The sequence below is a fragment of the Cupriavidus sp. F041 genome, from assembly GCF_057814235.1.
On the sequence record NZ_JBVASY010000001.1, the window covers coordinates 1,938,104 to 1,957,158 of the forward strand.

The following is a 19,055-nucleotide window of genomic DNA, read 5'->3' on the forward strand; positions in this document are numbered from 1 at the left end:
CTCTACCCTTCCTTAAGTCTGGTTTAAGGATCGCCCTTTAGGATGGTCCTGTCGCGTCCAGCCAGCCCGGACGCCTGAGGTAACCAAGAAAGGGAGAACGCCATGATTCGCCAGACGCTCGCACGCTCAGCCATCGGTATTGCTGCCCTGGCCGCTCTTGCCGGGGGGTATACCTATCTGCAGAAGGAGGTCATCACGCCGGGATATGCCGCACAGGCGCCCGTAACGGCCCAGGCCCAACCCCTGGCTGTGGCCGCTCCCACCGATTTCTCCAGCATTGTCGATCAGTATGGCCCGGCGGTGGTCAATATCAGCGTGACGGCACGCGCGCAGCGTACGTCGGCGCAAGTGCCGCAGGGCATGGACCCGGATGATCCGCTGTTCCAGTTTTTCAAGCGATTCGGACCGCAATTCCAGGGCCCGCAGAATGGCCAGCAGCAACTGGTGCGTGGCCTGGGCTCGGGCTTTATCGTTAGCCCGGACGGCCTGATCCTGACAAATGCGCACGTGGTGGACGGCGCGCAGGAGGTGACGGTCAAGCTGACCGATCGCCGTGAATTCAAGGCCAAGGTCCTTGGTGCGGACGCACAAACGGACGTGGCGGTGATCAAGATCGATGCCAAGGATTTACCAACGGTGCGCCTGGGCGACCCCTCGCGCGTGCGCGTGGGTGAGCCGGTGCTGGCCATCGGCTCGCCTTATGGTTTTGAGAATACCGTGACCGCCGGCATCGTCAGCGCGAAATCGCGCTCCTTGCCCGACGATACTTATGTGCCGTTCATTCAGACCGACGTCGCCGTCAATCCCGGCAACTCGGGCGGACCGCTGTTCAACCAGCGAGGCGAAGTGATCGGCATCAACTCGCAGATCTACAGCCAGACCGGTGGTTATCAGGGGCTGTCGTTCTCGATCCCGATCGACGTGGCGACCAAGGTGCAGGCGCAACTGGTGGCGCATGGCAAGGTCACGCGCGGCCGCCTCGGTATCGGCGTGCAGGAGGTCAACCAGGCCCTGGCGCAATCGTTCGGGCTGCCAAAGCCTAGCGGCGCGCTGGTCAACTCGGTTGAGCCGGACAGCCCGGCAGCCAAGGCTGGCCTGAAGCCGGGCGACGTGATCGTGCAACTCGGCAACGACGTGATCGATCACTCTGGCGACCTGCCGGAACATGTTGCGGATATCACCCCAGGTACGCAGACGTCGCTGAAGGTGATCCGCAAGGGCGAGCCCCTGACGTTGACGGTGAAGGTCGGTACGGCAAAGGATGCGGTCGTCGCCGGCAAGAGTCCCGCCAATGACACCGGCGGCAAACTTGGCCTCGCGGTGCGCCCGCTGAGTCCGACGGAGAAGCGCGACAGCGGCATCGAAGGCGGGCTGGTGGTCCAGGACGTCGCGGGCCCGGCCGCAAAGGTCGGCATCCAGCCGGGCGACGTCATCCTGTCGATCAACGGCACGCCGATCAGTTCGGCGGAGCAGTTGCGGGCACTGGTGGCGAAGTCGGGCAAGCAGGTTGCACTGCTGGTGCAGCGCGACGATGCCCGTATCTTTATCCCGCTGGATCTGGGTTGAGAATGAAGTTAACAGCCGAGTTAACCGCAGAGTTAACCGCGGTGTTAACATCGGCATGAAGTACGGGCGGGCCGGCGCGAAGGTATACGTGCCGGCCCGCCAAGCCTTATTGGGCGCGGAATTCCGGTGCAGAAGGGCTGCCAGAACGCTCGGTAACAGGTATTATCTCGACTGCGACGCAAGACACGCCGCGATGGCCCCGGCCATTGATGCGTAAATCATCTTGCTGACTCGATGACACAAGGAAGTCTATGCAGTTGGATTTCACCCGGACGTCCGCGACCACGGGGACCGAAAGGGCGCGGCGCCTGCCGCAAGCCAAGCCCGCCCCGCGCCGGCGCAAGAAGGCCGAAGCCGCTCCGCATTGGGAGCGTGGCTACCGTTCGCACTTCTACCGCAATGAGCGCGGCGAGAAGCTGGGCGAGGTACGCCTGTCCGATCGCGGCGATATGCCGGTGGTCTATCACTGGGCGGCCGGCAATTACTCCGGTGCGGAGGGCTCGCTCGCACATGCCCGCATGCGCGTGGAAGAAACCATTGGCTTTGGCATGCGCCAGCTGGCGCTGTTTTAAGCAGACCGCCAACAGAACGTTTTTTGCGAAGAACAGTACGCGCGCGCCTGGCGCCGCGTTTGAGCGGAGCGAACCGCTCCGGCACGGCCAGTCAGCCCCTCGCGTGGACATGACGCGGCCAGCACGGCAGACAGCTCTGCCTTCTCCCCGGCACCAACCTCCCAGTCGCCGGCAAGCGCTGTTCAATCGAGGCGGCGTTGCGCCAGCATAAAGACAGCTCCCGTCAGGGCAAGCACGGCGATCAGCCGGTAGAGATCCTCGCACGCGATCAGCCTGGCCTGTGTATCCACCAGTCCAGCCAGTTGCACGAGCGCGACCCGGTGGGCATGGATTGCATCGAGCCCGCGCGCGCCCAATACCGCTTGCGTTGTGTCCATCCACTGCTGCGTCTGCGCCGGATGCTGGCCGAGCGCGCTGGTCAGGCTGGTATGCACGGCAAACTGCCGGTTCTGCAGGAGTACCGCGCCAAGCGCTGACGCAAAGGAGGCCGCGATCTGGCGCAGCAGGTTCTTGCTGCGATAGCCGTGGGCGAAATCGTCACCGGCCAGCGAACGAAAGGTCAGGCCCGCAATGGGGATGATGACCATCACGCCAAACAGTCCCTTGCCGACCAGCCCCCATGCCAGCGTAGCCGGACCGGCGTTGGGCGGCATCGAGGAAAACCACCAGGCCGCAGCGGCCATCAGCAAGAGGCCGCCCGCCATCAGCGGCTTCTTGTGCGGCAGGCGCGGGGCGACGTGCAGGTAGATGAAGATGCCCGCCAGGCTAACTGTGGCCGCGAAGGTGTTGAGCCAGCCGGTTGCCGCCAGCGGCAGGCCTAGTGCCTGCTCGGCGTAGATCGGGAACACGTAACCGCTCAGGTTGCTGATCAGGTAGTAAACAAAGTACATGGCCAGCCCGGTCAGGTAGACCGGGTTGCGCAACGCCCGCAGATGGAGCACAGGCGTGCTGTGGTGCCATTGCTGCCAAAGGAACCACATCAACAGGCCGATGCCCAGCGCGCAGATCAGGGCCAGCCGCAGCGGGTGCGAGAAGATATCGAAGCGGGCTTCCGTCAAGGCGGCCTGCAAGCTCACCACGGCGGCACCGAAGAGCAGCAGCGGGCCCAGCGCGGGGCCGGGATCATCCTGGCACGGCTCGGCATCGGGCAGCAGCAGCCAGGCACCCAGCGCCGCCAGCGCGGCGAAGGGCAGCACGCCATAGAATACGTCCTGCCACACGCCGTGCTCGATCAGCTCCGCAGCCATGGCCGGCGCCAGCGCGGATGCCATGAAAATACCGAGCATGAAGATGCGGGAGGCGCGCGGCCGGTCTGCCGGCGCGAACATCACATTGACCAGGATGCGGCAACTGGTAAACAGCGCGCCGCCGCCGACGCCTTGCACAAAGCGCGCACCAACGAGCTGTGGCAGCGAATAGCTGGTGGCCGCCGCCAGCGAGCCCGCCATGAAGATCAGCAATGCGCCGGTAAGGTAATAGCGATAGCCAAAGCGTTGCGCCAGCCATTGTTGCTTAAGGATCATCAACATGCTGCCCACGGCGTAGGCGGCCTGGACCAGGGCGAAGCTGCGCGGGTCGGCATCGACGCCGCCGACGATATGGCTCGATGCGAACACGAACATGATGTTCTCGAGGAATTCCACTGACGTGGCAAGCGCGAGCAACAGCATGACCAGCGTCTGGCGCTGCCGGTGGCTGAGCAGGCGCAGCCAGCGCAGTCCCAGACGCAGCGGCTGCAGTGTGGAAGCTGTTTTCATGGTTCCAGCTTGAGCAGGTTCTGGTGCATGCGGCTCAGGGCGCGCGTGGAGGTGGCCAGGCCGCTTTCTCCCAACGGCTCCCAGGCCTCGGCGTAGGCAGCGTGCACGGCCGGCGCGACGCGCTCCAGCATGTGCAGTCCGGCGGCCGTCAGTACGAGTTCGGTACTGCGGCGGTCCTGTGCCGAGGCGTGCCGCCGCACAAGGCCACGCGCCACCAGGCCGTCCATCAGCCGGGTCATCTGGGTGCGCGTGGCATCGAGCGTGATGCCAAGTTCGGACGGCAGGCTGGGCTGGCTGTCGTCGGTGGCGAGCATGCTGATCGCCAGGTATTGCTGCAGGTCCAGCTCGAACGGCGCCAGCGCCCGGTCGATGTGGCTGCGCAGCAGGCGCGCGGTGCGCATCAGGAGCCGGGAGGCCAGGATGAGGTCTCGCGGTGCTTCCGGATGACTGGCACAGAAGCGGGCGATTCGGTCTTCGAACGACATGGCGGGGGAATCAGGTGATGCCGGCGCGACAGAAACAGATTGCGCCCGGCCATTTAGTTTCATTCGTAACTATATCATATGAAACTAACTGGGACGGCGACGTTCCTCAGCGCGCGAGCTGTCGCGACATCCGCCGCAACGCTTGCCGCAGGCCCGCGAGTTCGCCAGAACGCAGCGCCGGGGCCTGGCGGCCGTAGCGCAGCCGGGTGTAGCGCTCGCTGAAGTCCTGCACCGCTTGCGCCGCGGCAGGGAGGCGGCGCGCGGCCCGCGCGGCAAAATCCTGCGGTCCTTCCGCCGGCCCGCGCACGCACCCGTGGCGCGCCAGGTCGCGGCAGAAGCGGGCGTACAAGGCTTGGACGGGATCGGCCTGGCGGCGCCTGAGCACAAGCGGCACGAGTACCAGCAAGCTCAGCGTCGCCAGCCCGGCCAGCAACGCCTGCGGCAAGCTGTCGCCGATGCCGAGCTGCTGCATCAGGCGGGACTGCTGGTCGCGATCGTATTGCAGCACCCAGCGCTGCCAGGTGTAGACCATGCCGTCCATGCCCCAGCGCAGGTCGCGCAGCCAGCCCGGATCCCGCACCGCACGCAGCGCTTCGATCTCGCTGGCCTCCAGCGCGGCGTCGATGCCGTGTTCGACACGGCTGGGCGCCACCGCGCTGGTGGGATCGACACGCACCCAGCCGCGCCCCTCCAGCCAGATCTCCGCCCAGGCATGGGCATCGGCCTGCCGCACGATGTAGTTGCCGCCGATCGGGTTGTACTCTCCGCCCTGGTAGCCGGTGATCACCCGCGCCGGCACACCGGCCGCGCGCATCAGGAAGACAAAGCTGCTGGCGTAGTGCTCGCAGAATCCTCGCCGGGTGTCGAACAGGAAGCTGTCGACCTGTTCGCGGCCAAGCGGCGCGGGCGACAGCGTATAGCTGAATGGTGCCGCGGCGAACAGGCGCAGTGCGGCCCGCGCCCGTTGCGCGGGATCCGCGTATTGCTCCGCCCATTCGGTGGCCAGCGCCCGGCTGCGCGGATTGCCGGGCGGTAGTGCCAGCGCCAGCTGTCGCGTCGGGAGATCGAGCGCCTGCGCCGTGGCTGGGGCCGAACGCGCGCGATAGCGCAAGCGCCGGTCGATGGGATCGGGGGCGAAAAACTCGCCGTCGGCGTTGACTACCGCACCGGCACCAGAATCGATCGCCTGGCCGCGGTCAAGCAGGAACAACCACTGGTGCTGATTGGGTTCGAGCGTGATGTTGTAGCTGACGCTGTTGCCAGCGGATGCCTTACCCGCCGTTTCGCCAAGGCCTTTGGTATACGGCGGTGCCTCGTCAGCAGCCGGCAGGCCAGGTGCCGGCTGCGCATGCCGTTGCCGCAACGGCGCTGGCCGCCAGGTCTTGCCATCGAATTGCCACAGCACCAGCGCTCGCCAATACAGCGCGCTGGCGGGCAGCGGCTCCCCTTCCACGTCGGCGCGCAGCGCCACTTCGGTGGACTGTGTCAGCTGGCTCACGCTGCCCGGGCTCATGGTGTCGCTGATGCCGGTGGCGGCCACGGTCTCGGCTTGCGGCAGCCGCCACAGCGGGCGATCGAGGCGCGGGAACAAGACGAACAGCAGTAGCGCCCAAGGCAGGCCAATCAACACCAGGCGGCCGAGCAGCGGCCATACCGCGAGATAGCCGCGGGCCTCGGGATGGCCCAGGAACAGCCAGTTGCGCAGCAACCAGGCGGCGATGGCAAGGCCATACAAGGCCAGCCAGAAAGGCTGGTCGAACAGGTACAGGCTCAGCAGCAGGTAAAAGCAAAGCTGGGTCACCAGCGTGGCATCGGCCAGCACGCGGCTCTCCAGCAGCTTGAGCACGACAAAGGCGCCCAGCAGCGCCACCGACAGGTCGCGCCCCATGTTGCCGCCGGCTTGCCAGACCAAGGCGGCCGCCACCAGGATTACCAGCCCGGCGATGAGCGCGAGCATCAGGCGCGAGGGCAACGGCGCGCGCTGGCGCCACAGCAGCCAGCGCCAGCTCATCAGCAACACCAGCAAGACGCTGATGGTGACGGGCAGGCTGCGTGCCTGCGGCGCGAGCACGAGGGCCAGCTGGCCCAGCAGCAAGCCATGTTCCTCGTGCGCGAGGGTGCGTGGCACCGGCTTCACCGAGCACCTTGCCCGGAACGGTCCGGCCACAGCGCCAGGGCTTCGAGGCAGGCGCGGCGATGCGCGCCGCCGCGGCCGGGCGGTATTTCCACGCCGGGCAGGCGTAACCCGATTTCCATCGTATCGCCCGAGGCCAGCACCCAGGCGCACAGGCGCGAAAGCCGCGCCTCGGTGGCCAGCGCCGGCGGCAGCGCCTGCCAGTCCAGCCAGCACGCGGGCTGGCTGCCAGCCTGCCCGGTGCGGCTCAGCAAGCGGCCGGTGCGCGCGCTATGTTTCCAGGCGACGCGATGCAGCGGGTCGCCGCTGCGGTAGCGCCGCAACTGGTCTATGCCATCGTCCGACGGCAGGGACGCCACGCCGTCGTCGTCGGGATGCGCGGCGAACGGCAGCGGCGGCGCGCCGGCTTCTGGCTGCGGATAGACCAACGCGACCAGCGGCAGGTCGGCATGACTCCATACGCGGAACAGGCCAAAAGGAAAACGGCTCGATAACGTGACGCGCGGCAGCGCCAGCCAGCCGCGCTGGCTGGTGGGCAGATGCAGCGTGAGCAGTCCACTGGCATCCCGGGCCAGGCTCAGGCTTGCCGGCAGCACCCCGGCCTGGGATGGCAGGTTTGCCTCGATGCCGATGCGTACCGGTGCGTCGGTGCCGGCAATGCGCAGGCTGAAGGCCGCGGGCTCGCCGGCAAACGCTGGCTCCGCGCCGGCGCCGGCGACCGTCATGTCGAGCAGGTTGCGGTAAGCGTGCCACATGCAGGCCATGCCGATGCCGCCGAGCAGGAAGGTGAGGGCGAAGCCCAGGCTGATGTTGTAGTTCAGCGAGGTCAGCAACATGGCCAGCAGCAACACCGCGAAGCCCAGGCCGGCGCGGCTGGGCAGGATATACAAGTGGCGGCGATCGAGCGTCACCACGCCTTGCCGGGGCGGGCGCTGGCGCTGCAGCCAGGGTGGCGAGGCCCAGGCCCGGCGCTTGCGGGCAGGCGCGGCCGGGGTCGCCATGCGCGGCGATGAGAACGGCCGGCTGCGGGACATCGCGGATCAGGGAATGGCAACGTCGGACAGCAGGCGGGCGAGCGCCTCCTGTCCACCGCCGGCGGCGCCGGCTGGCAGCAGCCGGTGGCCGGCCACCGGCGCGAAGACCGCTTGTATGTCCTCGGGCAGCACCATATCGCGCTGGTGTAGCAGTGCCCAGGCGCGGGCACAGCCCAGCAGCGCCAGGCCCGCCCTGGGCGACAGCCCGGCCGCAAAGGCAGCGTTCGCGCGCGTGGCCTGCACCAGGGCCAGTGCATAGTCCACCAGGGCAGGGCTGGCATAGACCTGGGCCGCGGCTTGCTGCAGCGCGCCCACCTGCTCGGCATCCATCACGGGCGTACCGGCCGCGGGCGCCGCCCCGCCGAGGTAGAGCACGCGCTCGAAGGCCGGATCGGGGTAGCCCAGCGACAAGCGCATGGTAAAGCGGTCGAGCTGCGATTCAGGCAGGGCGTGGGTGCCGATCTGGTCCAGCGGGTTTTGTGTGGCGATGACGAAGAACGGGGACGGCAGGGCATGGGTGACGCCGTCGTGGGTGACCTGCCCCTCCGCCATCGCCTCCAGCAAGGCGCTCTGCGTCTTCGGCGGGGCGCGGTTGATCTCGTCGGCCAGCACCACCTGCGCGAACACAGGGCCCCGATGGAAGCGGAACTCGGCGCTGTCGCGCACGAAGACGGACACGCCGATCAGGTCGGCCGGCAGCAGGTCGCTGGTGAACTGCACGCGCTGGAACTGCAGGCCGAGCGTGCGCGCCAGCGCATGCGCCAGCGTGGTCTTGCCCACGCCGGGCAGGTCCTCCAGCAGCAGGTGGCCACGCGCCAGCATGCAGGCCAGCGCCAGCCGGATCTGCCTGGGCTTGCCCAGGACGATCCGGCCAAGCTGGGCTTCCGCCTCGGAGAGCGATGCGACGATGCGTGGGCGAGCTGTCACTTGAGGCCTTGCGGGTCGGAAGGAGGACCCGGCCATTGTAGCGGCGCGTGTGTATCGGGGAACAGTCTGTTTGCGCACGCAGCACATGCCGGGCGCGCCGGATTGCCCGGCTTCTGGCATTATCGAAGCTGTCGGCCCTGCCAACCCCCACATCCCCTGCAATGAACTCCCCGCTTGCTGTACCGCCGGGCGCCGCTTCCACGGCGATTTCCACGGTTTCCACCGCTTCGGCCTTCGCCCCGACCGCCGCTGAATTGAACGAACTTAACCGAGTCTTCCACGCCGATGGGTATATCGTGCTGCGCGGCTTCGCCCCGCCGCAGGTCTGCGACCGAATCGAGCAGGTAACGCGCGAGCAACTGGCCGCGGCGGTCCCGCCTGTGGAGTACGAAGCCGAACTGGGTTATCCCGGCGCACCCGCCAGCCGCGAAGCCGCGGGCGGCGGCACGGTGCGGCGCTTGCGCCAGGCATACGGGCGCGACGAGGTGTTTCGCCAATGGGCGGCCGACCCCGCGGTAACGAAGGTCGTGGCGACCCTGCTTGGCGAGCCGCCGCTCCTGACGCTGGCGCATCACAACTGCGTGATGACCAAGCATCCACACTATGGCAGCCAGACCGGCTGGCATCGCGATACCCGTTACTGGTCGTTTGCCAGCCCGGAACTGGTGACGGTCTGGCTGGCGCTGGGCCGGGAGGACGAGAGCAACGGCGTGTTGCGCGTCATTCCAGGCTCGCACACGGTTGCGCTCGAACCGGGCCAGCTCGATGCGGCGGAATTCCTGATCGAATCGCATCCGGCCAGCCAGGCCCTGCTGGGTGGCGTGCAGCCCCTGGCCCTGGAGCGCGGGGACGTATTGTTCTTCGATAGCCGGCTATTTCACAGCGCGGGGCAGAATCTCTCGGAGGCGGTCAAGCTGTCGGCCGCCTTTGCGTATTTCGGCGCCGGCAACCATCCGCTGCCGGGCACGCGTTCGGCCGAATTCGGCAGCATTGCGCTGCCCATGCCCGCGGCAAGCTAACCGGCATCCACCATGCTGGCTCGTCGCGGGCCAGCGCCCTGGCCGGCCTGCGGGCAATGCCGCAATGCCGGGCGCATCAGGTGCGCAGGCCGACCAGGTTGGAGATCTTCTCGGACGCGGCCAGCAGTGGCGGCAGAAAGTTGCCGGCCATTTCGTCGGCGCTGGTGCGGTTGGCCTGGCCACTGATATTGATGGCGGCGATGACCTGGCCGCTGCGGCTGCGGATCGGCGCGGCCAGCGACACCAGCCCTTCTTCCAGCTCCTGGTCGTTCTGCGCCCAGCCGCGCGCGCGGATGCCGGCGATGATGGCCTTGAGCGCTTCGATGTCGGTGACGGTGCGGCTGGTACGGGCGCGCAGGTCGGTGGCGCGCAGCACGCGGTCCAGCTCCGCATCCGGCAGGCCCGCCAGCAGCACGCGGCCCATTGACGAGCAATAGGCCGGGAGCCGGCTGCCGATCGACAGGTTGATGGTCATGATCTTGCGCGCGGGCACCCGCAACACATAGACGATTTCGGTCCCATCCAGCACGGAGATCGAGCAGCTTTCATGCACTTCCTGCGACAACGCTTCCATGATCGGCTCGGCCAGGTTCCAGAATGGCATCGAGGTCAGGTAGGCGAAACCGAGGTCGAGGATCTTCGGCGTCAGGCGGAACAGGCGGCCGTCGGCGCGCACATAACCCAGGCCCACCAGGGTCAGCAGGATGCGGCGCGCGCCGGCGCGGGTCAGGCCACTGGCCTGCGCGATCTCGCTGAGGGTCTGGGCCGGGTGTTGCGCGTCGAAGGCGCGGATGACCGAGAGCCCGCGTGCAAAAGACTGCACATAGGAATCGCTCGGCTTCTCCGTGCCCGCGGCGGCGGGCTCCACGGAAGCATCCGTGGCCGGGTTGTCGGGATTGTCGGGAGCGGCAGGGCTGGCCATCGGTCAGTTCGGCGGGTTGCCGAATACGCACGGAAAGGCCGAAAGGGTAGAGGAAATGCGCGCAGTACGCCAGTGGCGCATGGCCGGGGCGCCGCCGCCACGGTGAGAACCGGCGCTGGCATCCCGGCTGCCGCATAATGTCGCGCGTTTGGGCAACATAGCTTGTAAAGGAAACATCGTCCGGTGAACGAGACAATCCAGTGGAATGATTGGGAGGCCTTCTGCTGCGTGGTGGAGCAGGGCACCTTCACTGCCGCCGCGGAGCAGCTCGACTGCCCCAAATCCCGGGTCTCGGCGGCCGTCGCACGGCTCGAGCTGGCGATCGGCTCCAAGTTGCTCCAGCGCACCACGCGGCGCATGCGCCTGACCGATGCCGGCAGCGCGGTGTATCGCGACGTGGCTCCGCTGTTCGCGCGGCTGCGCGAGATCCGCCAGGAAACGCTGGCGCGCGAGGAACGCGTGCAAGGGGTGCTGCGCATCGCCGCGCCGTACGAATTCGGCGCGCACCAGCTTGGCGGCGTCATCTGCCGCACGCTGGCGGCCCACCCGGCGCTCGACGTGAAGGTGGAGATCACACAAGGCATGGTCGATCCCATCCGCGATGGGTTCGATGTGGCCTTTGTGGCGGTTGATGCCGATCTTCCTGATTCAGGGACGGTGGCGCGGCGTATCTATCACGTCGAGCGTGGACTATTCGCGGCGCCGGCGCTGGCCGCGGGCCTGCACCCGCAGTTGCTGCCAGAAGACCTGGCAAACCTGCCGACCCTGACCACACCCGGCGATGACATGTGGGAGTTCATGCGCGAGGGCGAGCGCGTGGCGGTGCCTATCCGGCCGCGCATGCAGACCGCCAACGCCGAACTCCGGCTCCAGGGTGCGCTGGCCGGCCTCGGCATTGCCCGCCTTTCGCTGATCTATTGCGAAGCGGAGGTGGCCCAGGGGCGCCTGGTCAAGGTATTGCCGGACTATCCGCCACCGCCGCTGCGGGTCTTCGCCTTGCTGCCCGACCGCCGGTTGCAGCCGCGCAAGGTGCGCGTGTTCATGGAAGCGGTGGAAGCCATGATGGCTTCCGGACTGTTGGGTGGCGGAAACGACGCAGCCGCGCCAGGCCCGTGAAGGCTGGCGCGGCTGCGGGGTCATGCGCAAGGCGCGGCTGGCTGGCAGGCCGGCCTGTTGGCGCCTGGCCAGGCTGTGGCGACGTTTTGACGACTACGGTTGATAGGCCACAATCGCTGTCTCTTCCATCCCAGGTGAATGCCGGGGCGCAATCAGGCGCCGTCGCTAAAGCTGCTGCGGGCTTCGTTCGCGCCGCGGGCGCCGTCGGTGTACGGGTCGCGCGGGCCGTTGTGGGCACCATCCGTAAACGGGTCGCGGCGGCCGTTGTGGGCGCCATCGGTGAACGGATCGCGCGGGCCGGTGCGGGCGCCGTCGGTGAACGCGTCCACCGTGCGGCCGATGCTGCCATCGAGGCGGGCGAGGTCGGAAACCGGCGAGCTGGCGTGCGCGGAGGCGGCAGCCATCGACAAGCCGATGGCGCAAAGGACGGTAACGGCGAGGGTGCGGGGTTGTGTGAGAGTCTTCATGATGCTGCTTTTTCCTTCTGGCATGTCGTGGTGTGTTCCACGTTGCACGTACTGTAGGCCGCCTCCTGCCCAGGAAAAAGAGCTAATCCTCAAAACACTGTTCGTCAGTCTGGATAATTCCGCCCAGGCTTTCGTCCGGGGCGGCCATTCGTACCCGCGCCGGCTTGGGTCAGAGACCGAAACGTGCGCCAAACAGCCCTGCGCCAAGCCGGGCAATGATCATCAGCAGGATCTGCGCGATCACGAAAAGGACCAGCGGCGAGATGTCAAAGCCGCCCAGGCGCGGCACCACGCGGCGAATCGGACGCAGCAGCGGTTCCGTCAGGTGGTTGATGGCGGGCGTGACCGGCGAATGCGGATTGACCCAGGAAAGGATCGCCATCAGCAGCGTGACCCACATCACCATGCTGATGCCCCATTTCAATACGTTGAGAACGGCAATCAGCAGGACCAGCGGCAAGTAGGGGGCAAGGTCGCCTCCGGAAAGCAGCAGCACGAGCAGCAGGAACACCAGGGCGGTCAGCCAGGCGCCGATCAGGGTCGCCCAGTCGATGCCGCCAAGGCCCGGAATCACCCGCCGCAATGGCCTGACCAGCCAGTCGGTGACCTGGAATACGCCTTGCGAGACGGGGTTGCGCGTGGGTAGCCGTGCCCATTGCATCCACAGGCGCAGCAGTAGCGCCATGCCGAACAGGGTGAAGACGGTATCGAGCAGGAAAAGGGCGATTTCCGTGAACATCGGTTTCGGTTCCGGTGGCAGTAGTGATGTCGGCAGTCAGGAGTGTCTGCGGACGCACAGATTCTGCCATACCCGCACAGGCGGCGGTCGAAACCGGAGCCTGCCTTTGTGAACTGGCTAGCGCCGATGAGTCGCGGGACCGCCGGAGGCAGCCCCTATAATGAGCGTCGAGCCAAGTTCCCCCAGCGTCCGCACGCTGTCCCGCCATGACCCGCCAGCCTGCCGCATCCCGATCCCTGCTCGACAAGCAGGACTTCGAAGCCCTCTCCGATTTCCGCTACCAGTTGCGGCGTTTCCTGCGGTTTTCCGAAGATGCCGCGCACAACGAAGGCCTGACCGTGCAGCAGTACCTGCTGATGCTGCATATCCGTGGCTGCGCCGGCAAGGACTGGGCTTCGATCGGCGAACTGGCGGAGCGCCTGCAAGCCAAGCAGCACGGCGTGGTGGCGCTGGTCAACCGCTGCGAGGCAGCCGGCCTGGTCAAGCGCAAGGCCAATCCGGATGACCGCCGGATCGTGGAAGTCCATTTGCTCGCCAAGGGCGAGCGTTTCCTGAACCGGCTGGCCATGCTGCACCGGAGCGAACTCGAATCGCTGCGCGGCACCTTCCGCGTAGCGCGCCTTACGGCCTTCAACGACGATGGCGCGGAGCGCGCCTGAGCCGTCGTGAAGCAGGCGGCCAGGGTTTTTCGACCCAAGCCGCGTGCGCCGTTACAGGCAGTTACCATTCACAAGGCTCGGTGACACCCGAGGCGGCCCCGCGGCCCTAGACTCGCGCGCATTCCCACTCGCGATATCCGCAGGAGCTACAAATGCCTTTCCCCTCTTTCCCCCTTTGTACCAGCGCGCTCGCCCTGCTTGCCGCGGGCGCCCTGGCCGGTTGCGTGACCGCGCCATATGGCGGCGGGTATGGTGGCTACGGGAGTTATGGCAACTCCGGCGCGTATGGCAGCAGCACGCAGGCAAGCGGCGGCTATCCCGTTGCCTATCCGCAGCAGGGCTACTCGCAACCGGCTTACCCGCAGCCGGAGTATCCGCAGGCGGGCTACCCGCAGCAGGCGCCGGTGCAGGAGAGCTACCCGCAGCAAGGCTATCCCCAGCAGTCCTATCCGCAAGCGGGCTACCCGCAGGCTAATACGGCCCAGGGCGCTTACGGCAGCGATGCCTATGGCGTGCGCTACGGCAACGTCGAATCCATCGAGATGTTGCCCGGGCAGGCGCCGGCAGGCGGCGTCGCCGGCGCGCTGATCGGTGGCGTCGTCGGCGGCCTGCTTGGCCACCAGGTGGGGGGCGGCCGTGGCAATACGGTGGCGACCATCGGCGGCGCGGTGGCCGGTGCCCTGGCTGGCAACGAGGTCGAGAAACGTACCACTACGGCGCCGCCCACCTACCGCATCCGGGTACGCACCACCGACAACGGCTATCTCACGCTGACGCAGTCGACGCCCTACAACCTGCGCAACGGCGACCGGGTCAAGGTGCAGAACGGCGTGGCGATGCCCTACTGACGGTGTGGCTGCCGGGATCTTCCATTGCGTAAGGGGTTCCCAGGTGGCGTAGCCGGTGCCGTGCACCCGCTACGCCACCTGGCGCGATCTGCCCCACACCACGGCGCATAGCCCTTGCTCAAGCGCCGAACAAGCTGGCGTAGTCCTCCCGCAGTTGCCGCTTGAGCAGCTTGCCGGCAGTGTTGCGCGGCAGGTCCGCCACGAACACGATGCGTTTGGGCACCTTGAACGGTGCGAGCGCGGCGCGGGCATGGGCGAGCATCCCCTCCTCATCCGCGCCCGCGCCGCGCTTGAGCACGACGCAGGCCGCCACCGCTTCCACCCACTTGGGATGCGGCAGCGCGAACACGGCCACTTCGGCCACGCCTTCATGCTGGTACAGGCACTCTTCGACTTCCCGGCTCGATACGAGCACGCCGCCGGAATTGATCACGTCCTTGATGCGGTCAACCACGTACAGATAGCCCGCCTCGTCCATATAGCCAAGATCGCCGGAGTGGAACCAGCCGCCGCTGAAGGCTTCGGCGGTCTGTCCCGGCTTGTCCCAGTATTCGGTAAGCAACTGCGGCGAGCGGTGCACGATCTCCCCGAGCTCGCCGGGTTTGGCATCCTGCATCTTCTCATCGACGATGCGGGTTTCCACGTTGAGCACGGGCCGGCCTGCCGAGGCAGGGCGTTCCCGGTGCTCTTCCGGCCCGAGTACCGTGGCCAGTGGCCCGATCTCGCTTTGCCCGTAGCAGTTGTAGAAGCCCAGCGCCGGCAGGCGCTCCCGCAGTTCCCGCAACACCGGCAGCGGCATGATCGACGCCCCGTAGTAGGCCTTGGTCAGCGAGGTCAGTTCGCGCGGATCGAAGTCCTGGTGGCGCAGCAGCGCAATCCATACGGTAGGTGGCGCAAAGAAGCTGGTGATGCCGGCCTCGCGCACAGTGCGCAGGCAGAAACCCGGCTCGGGACTTTGCGCCAGCAAGATGGTGCCGCCTATCAGCAGCAGCGGCATCAGGAAGACATGCATCTGCGCGGAATGGTAAAGGGGCAACGCGGCCAGCGAATAGTCTTCCGGCCTGATATCGCACGTTGCAATTGCGCTCATGTACTCGGCCAGCAAGGCGCGATGCGTCAGCACCGCACCCTTGGGCGCCGAGGTGGTGCCGGATGTATACAGGATCTGCGCCGGCATGGCCTCATCCAGCGTGGCGAGGATATCCGCGCCGGGGCCCTCGGCGGCGGCCAGCACATCGCGCGGGCCGCCGCCATGCAAGCTGCCCAGCAGGGGGCAAGGCAGCCCGCCGACTTGCGCGGCCAGCGCCGGATCGGCGAACAGCGCGCTGGCGCCGGACTGGTTGACGATGTACTCCACCTCCCCGCGCGTCATGGAGAAATTCACCGGCACATGGATCAGCCCGGCACGCAGGCAGCCCAGCCACAGCAGCACATAGGCATCCGAGTTCTTGCCAAAAGCCGCCACCCGGTCGCCGGGGCGCAGGCCCCACCGTTGCAGCGCCGCGCCCACGCTGGCCGCCGCGGCCTCAAGCTCACGGTAGCTCCAGCTGCGCTCGCCGAAGCGCAGGGCGATCTTGTCGGGATTGCGCCTTACCGCACGGGCGAGGGCATCGGGGATGGTGTTGCGCAGGACGCGTTGCTGCTCTGACTGCATGGTGGTCTCCATTCTGTTTTTTTAGGGTCCAGCAAGTCTTGAGCCGATGCCGCAGCGGGTCATGGGCCGGTCATGCACTGATCAGTGCCGATGACGGGCGATGATGCGCGATGGCTGCGGCGTTGGCGCTCGGGAGCCAGGATACGGGCGGGGCGCCCGCGGTGCAAGGCACCCGGGCGAGGGGGAAGCTGGGGGAAGGGCGCTGCGCCGCCGCTTGTGCAGCGCAACGAAGAGACTGGGCTGCGCCGAACGCTTACAGCGCGCCGGCGAGGAAGGTCAGTGCGCGGCCATGTGCCAGCGCGGCCGAGGGCTGGTGATAGGAACCACGCGCCCAGCAGTTGAAGCCGTGATCGGCCTGGGCATAGACGTGGATCTCCGCGCGCGGATTGCCGGCCACCGCGGCGCGCACCTGCTCGACAGCCTCCGCCGGGATGTGCGCGTCGAGCGCGCCATAGTGGAACTGCACCGGCACCTTGATGCTGGCGGCTTCCTTCAGGTTGTTCTGGATGCCGCCACCGTAATACGGGACCGCCGCGTCGACCAGGCCGCGCGCGGCGCTCAGGTAGGACAGCAAGCCGCCGAAGCAGTAGCCGACCGCCGCAATCTTCGCACCCGCGCCGAGCTGGGCGCGCAGTGCCTTGGCGGTAGCGGCGATATCCTTCACCGCCAGTTCCACGTCGGTCTTCTGGCGCAGTTCCATGGCGCTCGCCCAGTCATCGCCGGAGTAGCCCAGTTCCACGCGCGGCGCGTGGCGCCAGAATACATCGGGCGCCAGCACCACATAGCCGTCGAGCGCGTACTGGTCGGCTACCGCGCGAATATGCTCATTGACGCCGAAGATTTCCTGCACAAGCACGATGCCCGGCGCGTTGGAGGCCTTGCCGGCGGGTGGCAGGGCCAGGTAGGCATCGAAGGCGCCGCCTTCGGTTTCGACACGGATCCATTGGCTGTTGTCGGGCATGGTGGCTTGCTCCATCGGTGTTGGGATAAAGGAATGAAAAGGTAACGCGGGGATACGACGGCGGTAAGGCAGTGACGGAACGTAAATCCGGCAAACCGCAAGTGTGCCACTGTCCGGCCAGACGTGCCGGGCGTGCTGCAACCCGTGCCGCCACGCCGCCACACCGGCGCGCGCTTGCCACGCGCCCGCCACTTCCCTGCCGCGTTGGCGCCGGATCAGCTCGCAGGGTGAACGCCAGGCAGGAACTCGATACCGGTGCGCTTCACCAGTTCGCCATAGGAGATCGGCTTGCCGGGCCGCGCGGCGTCTGAATTCTCGATCCAGTGCGCCCAGGCCCGGTTCGTCGACGGGTCATAGACCAGCTTGTAGAGATACGTCGGGACCCAGACTTTCCCGCTGCCGATCGTGCGCACGTTCCCGTCGAATACCGGGCCCGTAATGACATAGACATCGCCGGCCGCGCGCATCGCATACTTGCGCGTGGCCTTTTCGATCGAGGCCCACGCCTTGCGGTTGTTCTGGCTGTATTGCGGCACGACGTTAGCCAGCGTAAAGGATTGCGCCATGGCCTGCGCGGTCGGCTGATCGGCGGCAGGCGACATGTGTCCCCGGTCCAGTCCTTCATTGCCCTTGTAGTCGTCCAGCTCTGCCCGCTCCGAGCGCGGCAGGCGCGCATCGGAGAAGAAACGGTTGGTTCGTTCTTCGTCCTTGGCATCCATCAATTGCGCGCGCGACAGGCGCTCGGCAACAAAAAGCGGTGTCTTGCTGCGGCCGGAGTGCATGACCGCGAATGCGTCGTAGCACAGCGCACGCAGCTTGAGTTCCGGCGAACCCGGCGCCTTGGGTGCTGCCTGTTGCGCGAAGAACTGAGGACACTCGGAAAAGCCACCGGAAGCGCTGGCCAGGCCGGAGGTCAGGCACAGGGCCAGCGAGAGGAAAAGCTTCTTCATTCGGGAACGGAATCCTTAAAGATCAGGGTGAACACCGCAGGCGTGCGCCGTGCCGGCGTTCATCACAGTTAAGCCCGCGCAAGGCGACCGCATGGACGCGAGGGCAGGCCGTGCGGCGCCCGGACAGTAGCTCGGTCCGGGCCGCGGGCGTCGGGCATTCTGCCAGACCGGGGCGCAATGAGCGAGGGAGATAGCGCAGGGCGTCAATGAGAGGGATCTCATCTCGCACGGCAGCAGCTTTTATAATCGCGCTTTGCATACTCATCAGGCGCCCGCACTTCCACGGCGCATATCATCATGCTTAACCGGCTGGAAATGCTGAGGATCTTCTGCGCGGCGGCGGAGTCGGCTTCGTTCAAGGCAGCCGCCACCCGGCTGGGCACGTCCCCGCAAACCGTGACGCGCGCGGTCAAGGATCTTGAGGAAGCCGTGGGCGAACCGCTGTTCCACCGCAATACGCGTCAGATCCGCATCACTGCCGCCGGTGAGCGGCTGGCCGAGCGCGCGCGCTCGGCACTGCTTGATGTGGACAGCCTGTTCGCGCATCCGGCCAGCCGCTCGGACACCGAGCTCAAGGGCATCGTGCGGATTACCGCGCCCAGCACGCTCGGCCGGCTGCATTTGCTGGCGGCGCTGCGGCAGGTGGCGCTGGCGCATCCGGGCATCACGCTCGATATCCGGCTCTCGGACCAGGTTGCCGATGTGGTCGACGACGAAATCGATATCGGCCTGCGCCTTGGCATGTTCCGCGACCAGCGGCTGGTCGCGCGCATGACGACGCGGGTGGGCTTCCATGTGGTGGGCACGCCGGAACTGGTGGCGCGCGTGGGCAAGCCGGCCGACCTGGCCGGGCTGGCCGCGCTGCCCACCACCGGCCTGATCGACCGCAGCAGCGGCCGGGCCTGGCCGTGGTATTTCGCCCAGGGCGAGCAGTTCAACCCGCGCTCTCCGGCCTTTCTTACCGACGATCCGGAAACCGAGATGGAGGCGATCCTCTCCGGACTCGCCTACGGCCAGTTGCCCGACTACCTCGCGCAGCCACACCTGCGCTCGGGCCGCCTGGTCAGCGTGCTGGACCGGCATGCACCGGCACCGTGGGGCTTGTATATCTATCGCTCGCGCCGCAGCCCGGTGCCGATGCGCATCCGGCTGGTGTTCGACGCGCTGGTGGCTTACTTCACTGGCAAGAGCGCCGCCGTGGCGCCCTGAGCTACCTTTCTCTCGCTCGCCGGGGCGAGGCCGGCG

Annotated in this window: 18 protein-coding genes; 7 read left to right on the plus strand and 11 right to left on the minus strand. The window is 67.0% G+C overall.

The window, feature by feature from the left end:
- Positions 1-102 precede the first annotated feature (102 nt).
- Together ACZY0R_RS08760 and ACZY0R_RS08765 are read left to right on the plus strand one after the other, a co-directional pair.
- On the plus strand, positions 103-1,566 hold the full coding sequence (locus ACZY0R_RS08760; protein ID WP_488858024.1) for a DegQ family serine endoprotease: 1,464 nt from the start codon (positions 103-105) through the stop codon (positions 1,564-1,566).
- A 251-nt stretch (positions 1,567-1,817) separates the two neighbouring features.
- Complete coding sequence (locus ACZY0R_RS08765; protein ID WP_045235519.1) at positions 1,818-2,138, plus strand: hypothetical protein; 321 nt, start codon at positions 1,818-1,820, stop codon at positions 2,136-2,138.
- 182 nt (positions 2,139-2,320) lie between these two features.
- Here ACZY0R_RS08765 and ACZY0R_RS08770 read toward each other — a convergent pair whose 3' ends face one another.
- The 5 genes from ACZY0R_RS08770 to ACZY0R_RS08790 form a co-directional block, all read right to left on the minus strand.
- Positions 2,321-3,895: an MFS transporter gene (locus tag ACZY0R_RS08770; RefSeq protein WP_488858025.1), complete on the minus strand. Its 1,575-nt coding sequence runs from the start codon at positions 3,893-3,895 to the stop codon at positions 2,321-2,323.
- On the minus strand, positions 3,892-4,380 hold the full coding sequence (locus tag ACZY0R_RS08775) for a MarR family winged helix-turn-helix transcriptional regulator (RefSeq protein ID WP_045235526.1): 489 nt from the start codon (positions 4,378-4,380) through the stop codon (positions 3,892-3,894). Before ACZY0R_RS08775 ends, ACZY0R_RS08770 begins: the two co-directional genes overlap by 4 nt.
- A gap of 106 nt (positions 4,381-4,486) precedes the next feature.
- Entirely contained in the window at positions 4,487-6,517 is a 2,031-nt protein-coding gene (locus tag ACZY0R_RS08780; RefSeq protein ID WP_488858026.1) for a transglutaminase TgpA family protein, read from the minus strand.
- The gene (locus ACZY0R_RS08785; protein ID WP_488858027.1) at positions 6,514-7,548 is read right to left on the minus strand and encodes a DUF58 domain-containing protein; all 1,035 of its coding nucleotides are present in this window, start codon (positions 7,546-7,548) and stop codon (positions 6,514-6,516) included. The genes ACZY0R_RS08780 and ACZY0R_RS08785 overlap by 4 nt, the downstream gene beginning before the upstream one ends.
- Before the next feature lie 6 nt (positions 7,549-7,554).
- Positions 7,555-8,475, minus strand: a complete 921-nt coding sequence (locus ACZY0R_RS08790) for an AAA family ATPase (RefSeq protein ID WP_045235516.1) — start codon at positions 8,473-8,475, stop codon at positions 7,555-7,557.
- 161 nt (positions 8,476-8,636) lie between these two features.
- On the opposite strand from ACZY0R_RS08790, the gene ACZY0R_RS08795 reads away from it, so the two are divergent.
- Entirely contained in the window at positions 8,637-9,494 is an 858-nt protein-coding gene (locus ACZY0R_RS08795; RefSeq protein WP_488858028.1) for a phytanoyl-CoA dioxygenase family protein, read from the plus strand.
- A 76-nt stretch (positions 9,495-9,570) separates the two neighbouring features.
- Here ACZY0R_RS08795 and ACZY0R_RS08800 read toward each other — a convergent pair whose 3' ends face one another.
- A complete protein-coding gene (locus ACZY0R_RS08800) occupies positions 9,571-10,416 on the minus strand; it encodes an IclR family transcriptional regulator (protein ID WP_488858029.1) in 846 nt (281 codons plus the stop codon).
- Positions 10,417-10,599: 183 nt separating this feature from the next.
- Here ACZY0R_RS08800 and ACZY0R_RS08805 point away from each other — a divergent pair, with 183 nt between their 5' ends.
- Entirely contained in the window at positions 10,600-11,532 is a 933-nt protein-coding gene (locus ACZY0R_RS08805; RefSeq protein WP_488858030.1) for a LysR family transcriptional regulator, read from the plus strand.
- Positions 11,533-11,684: 152 nt separating this feature from the next.
- Here the strand turns inward: ACZY0R_RS08805 and ACZY0R_RS08810 are convergent, their stop codons facing one another.
- Together ACZY0R_RS08810 and ACZY0R_RS08815 are read right to left on the minus strand one after the other, a co-directional pair.
- Positions 11,685-11,999 (minus strand): hypothetical protein, encoded by a 315-nt coding sequence (locus ACZY0R_RS08810; RefSeq protein WP_488858031.1) that lies wholly within the window; start codon positions 11,997-11,999, stop codon positions 11,685-11,687.
- 169 nt (positions 12,000-12,168) lie between these two features.
- Positions 12,169-12,738, minus strand: a complete 570-nt coding sequence (locus ACZY0R_RS08815; protein ID WP_276288986.1) for a YggT family protein — start codon at positions 12,736-12,738, stop codon at positions 12,169-12,171.
- 206 nt (positions 12,739-12,944) lie between these two features.
- Here ACZY0R_RS08815 and ACZY0R_RS08820 point away from each other — a divergent pair, with 206 nt between their 5' ends.
- Both ACZY0R_RS08820 and ACZY0R_RS08825 read left to right on the plus strand, forming a co-directional pair.
- A complete protein-coding gene (locus ACZY0R_RS08820; RefSeq protein ID WP_045235510.1) occupies positions 12,945-13,397 on the plus strand; it encodes a MarR family winged helix-turn-helix transcriptional regulator in 453 nt (150 codons plus the stop codon).
- 152 nt (positions 13,398-13,549) lie between these two features.
- Positions 13,550-14,245, plus strand: coding sequence for a glycine zipper 2TM domain-containing protein (locus tag ACZY0R_RS08825; RefSeq protein ID WP_488858032.1), 696 nt, complete (start codon positions 13,550-13,552; stop codon positions 14,243-14,245).
- Positions 14,246-14,363: 118 nt separating this feature from the next.
- Here the strand turns inward: ACZY0R_RS08825 and ACZY0R_RS08830 are convergent, their stop codons facing one another.
- The 3 genes from ACZY0R_RS08830 to ACZY0R_RS08840 form a co-directional block, all read right to left on the minus strand.
- Positions 14,364-15,899, minus strand: coding sequence for an acyl-CoA synthetase (locus ACZY0R_RS08830; protein WP_488858033.1), 1,536 nt, complete (start codon positions 15,897-15,899; stop codon positions 14,364-14,366).
- 253 nt (positions 15,900-16,152) lie between these two features.
- Positions 16,153-16,860, minus strand: coding sequence for a dienelactone hydrolase family protein (locus ACZY0R_RS08835; protein ID WP_045235525.1), 708 nt, complete (start codon positions 16,858-16,860; stop codon positions 16,153-16,155).
- Positions 16,861-17,075: 215 nt separating this feature from the next.
- On the minus strand, positions 17,076-17,810 hold the full coding sequence (locus tag ACZY0R_RS08840) for a DNA/RNA non-specific endonuclease (RefSeq protein WP_045235507.1): 735 nt from the start codon (positions 17,808-17,810) through the stop codon (positions 17,076-17,078).
- Between the two features lie 297 nt (positions 17,811-18,107).
- Between ACZY0R_RS08840 and ACZY0R_RS08845 the strand changes: the two genes are divergently transcribed.
- Positions 18,108-19,019: a LysR family transcriptional regulator gene (locus tag ACZY0R_RS08845; RefSeq protein WP_488858034.1), complete on the plus strand. Its 912-nt coding sequence runs from the start codon at positions 18,108-18,110 to the stop codon at positions 19,017-19,019.
- Positions 19,020-19,055 lie beyond the last annotated feature (36 nt).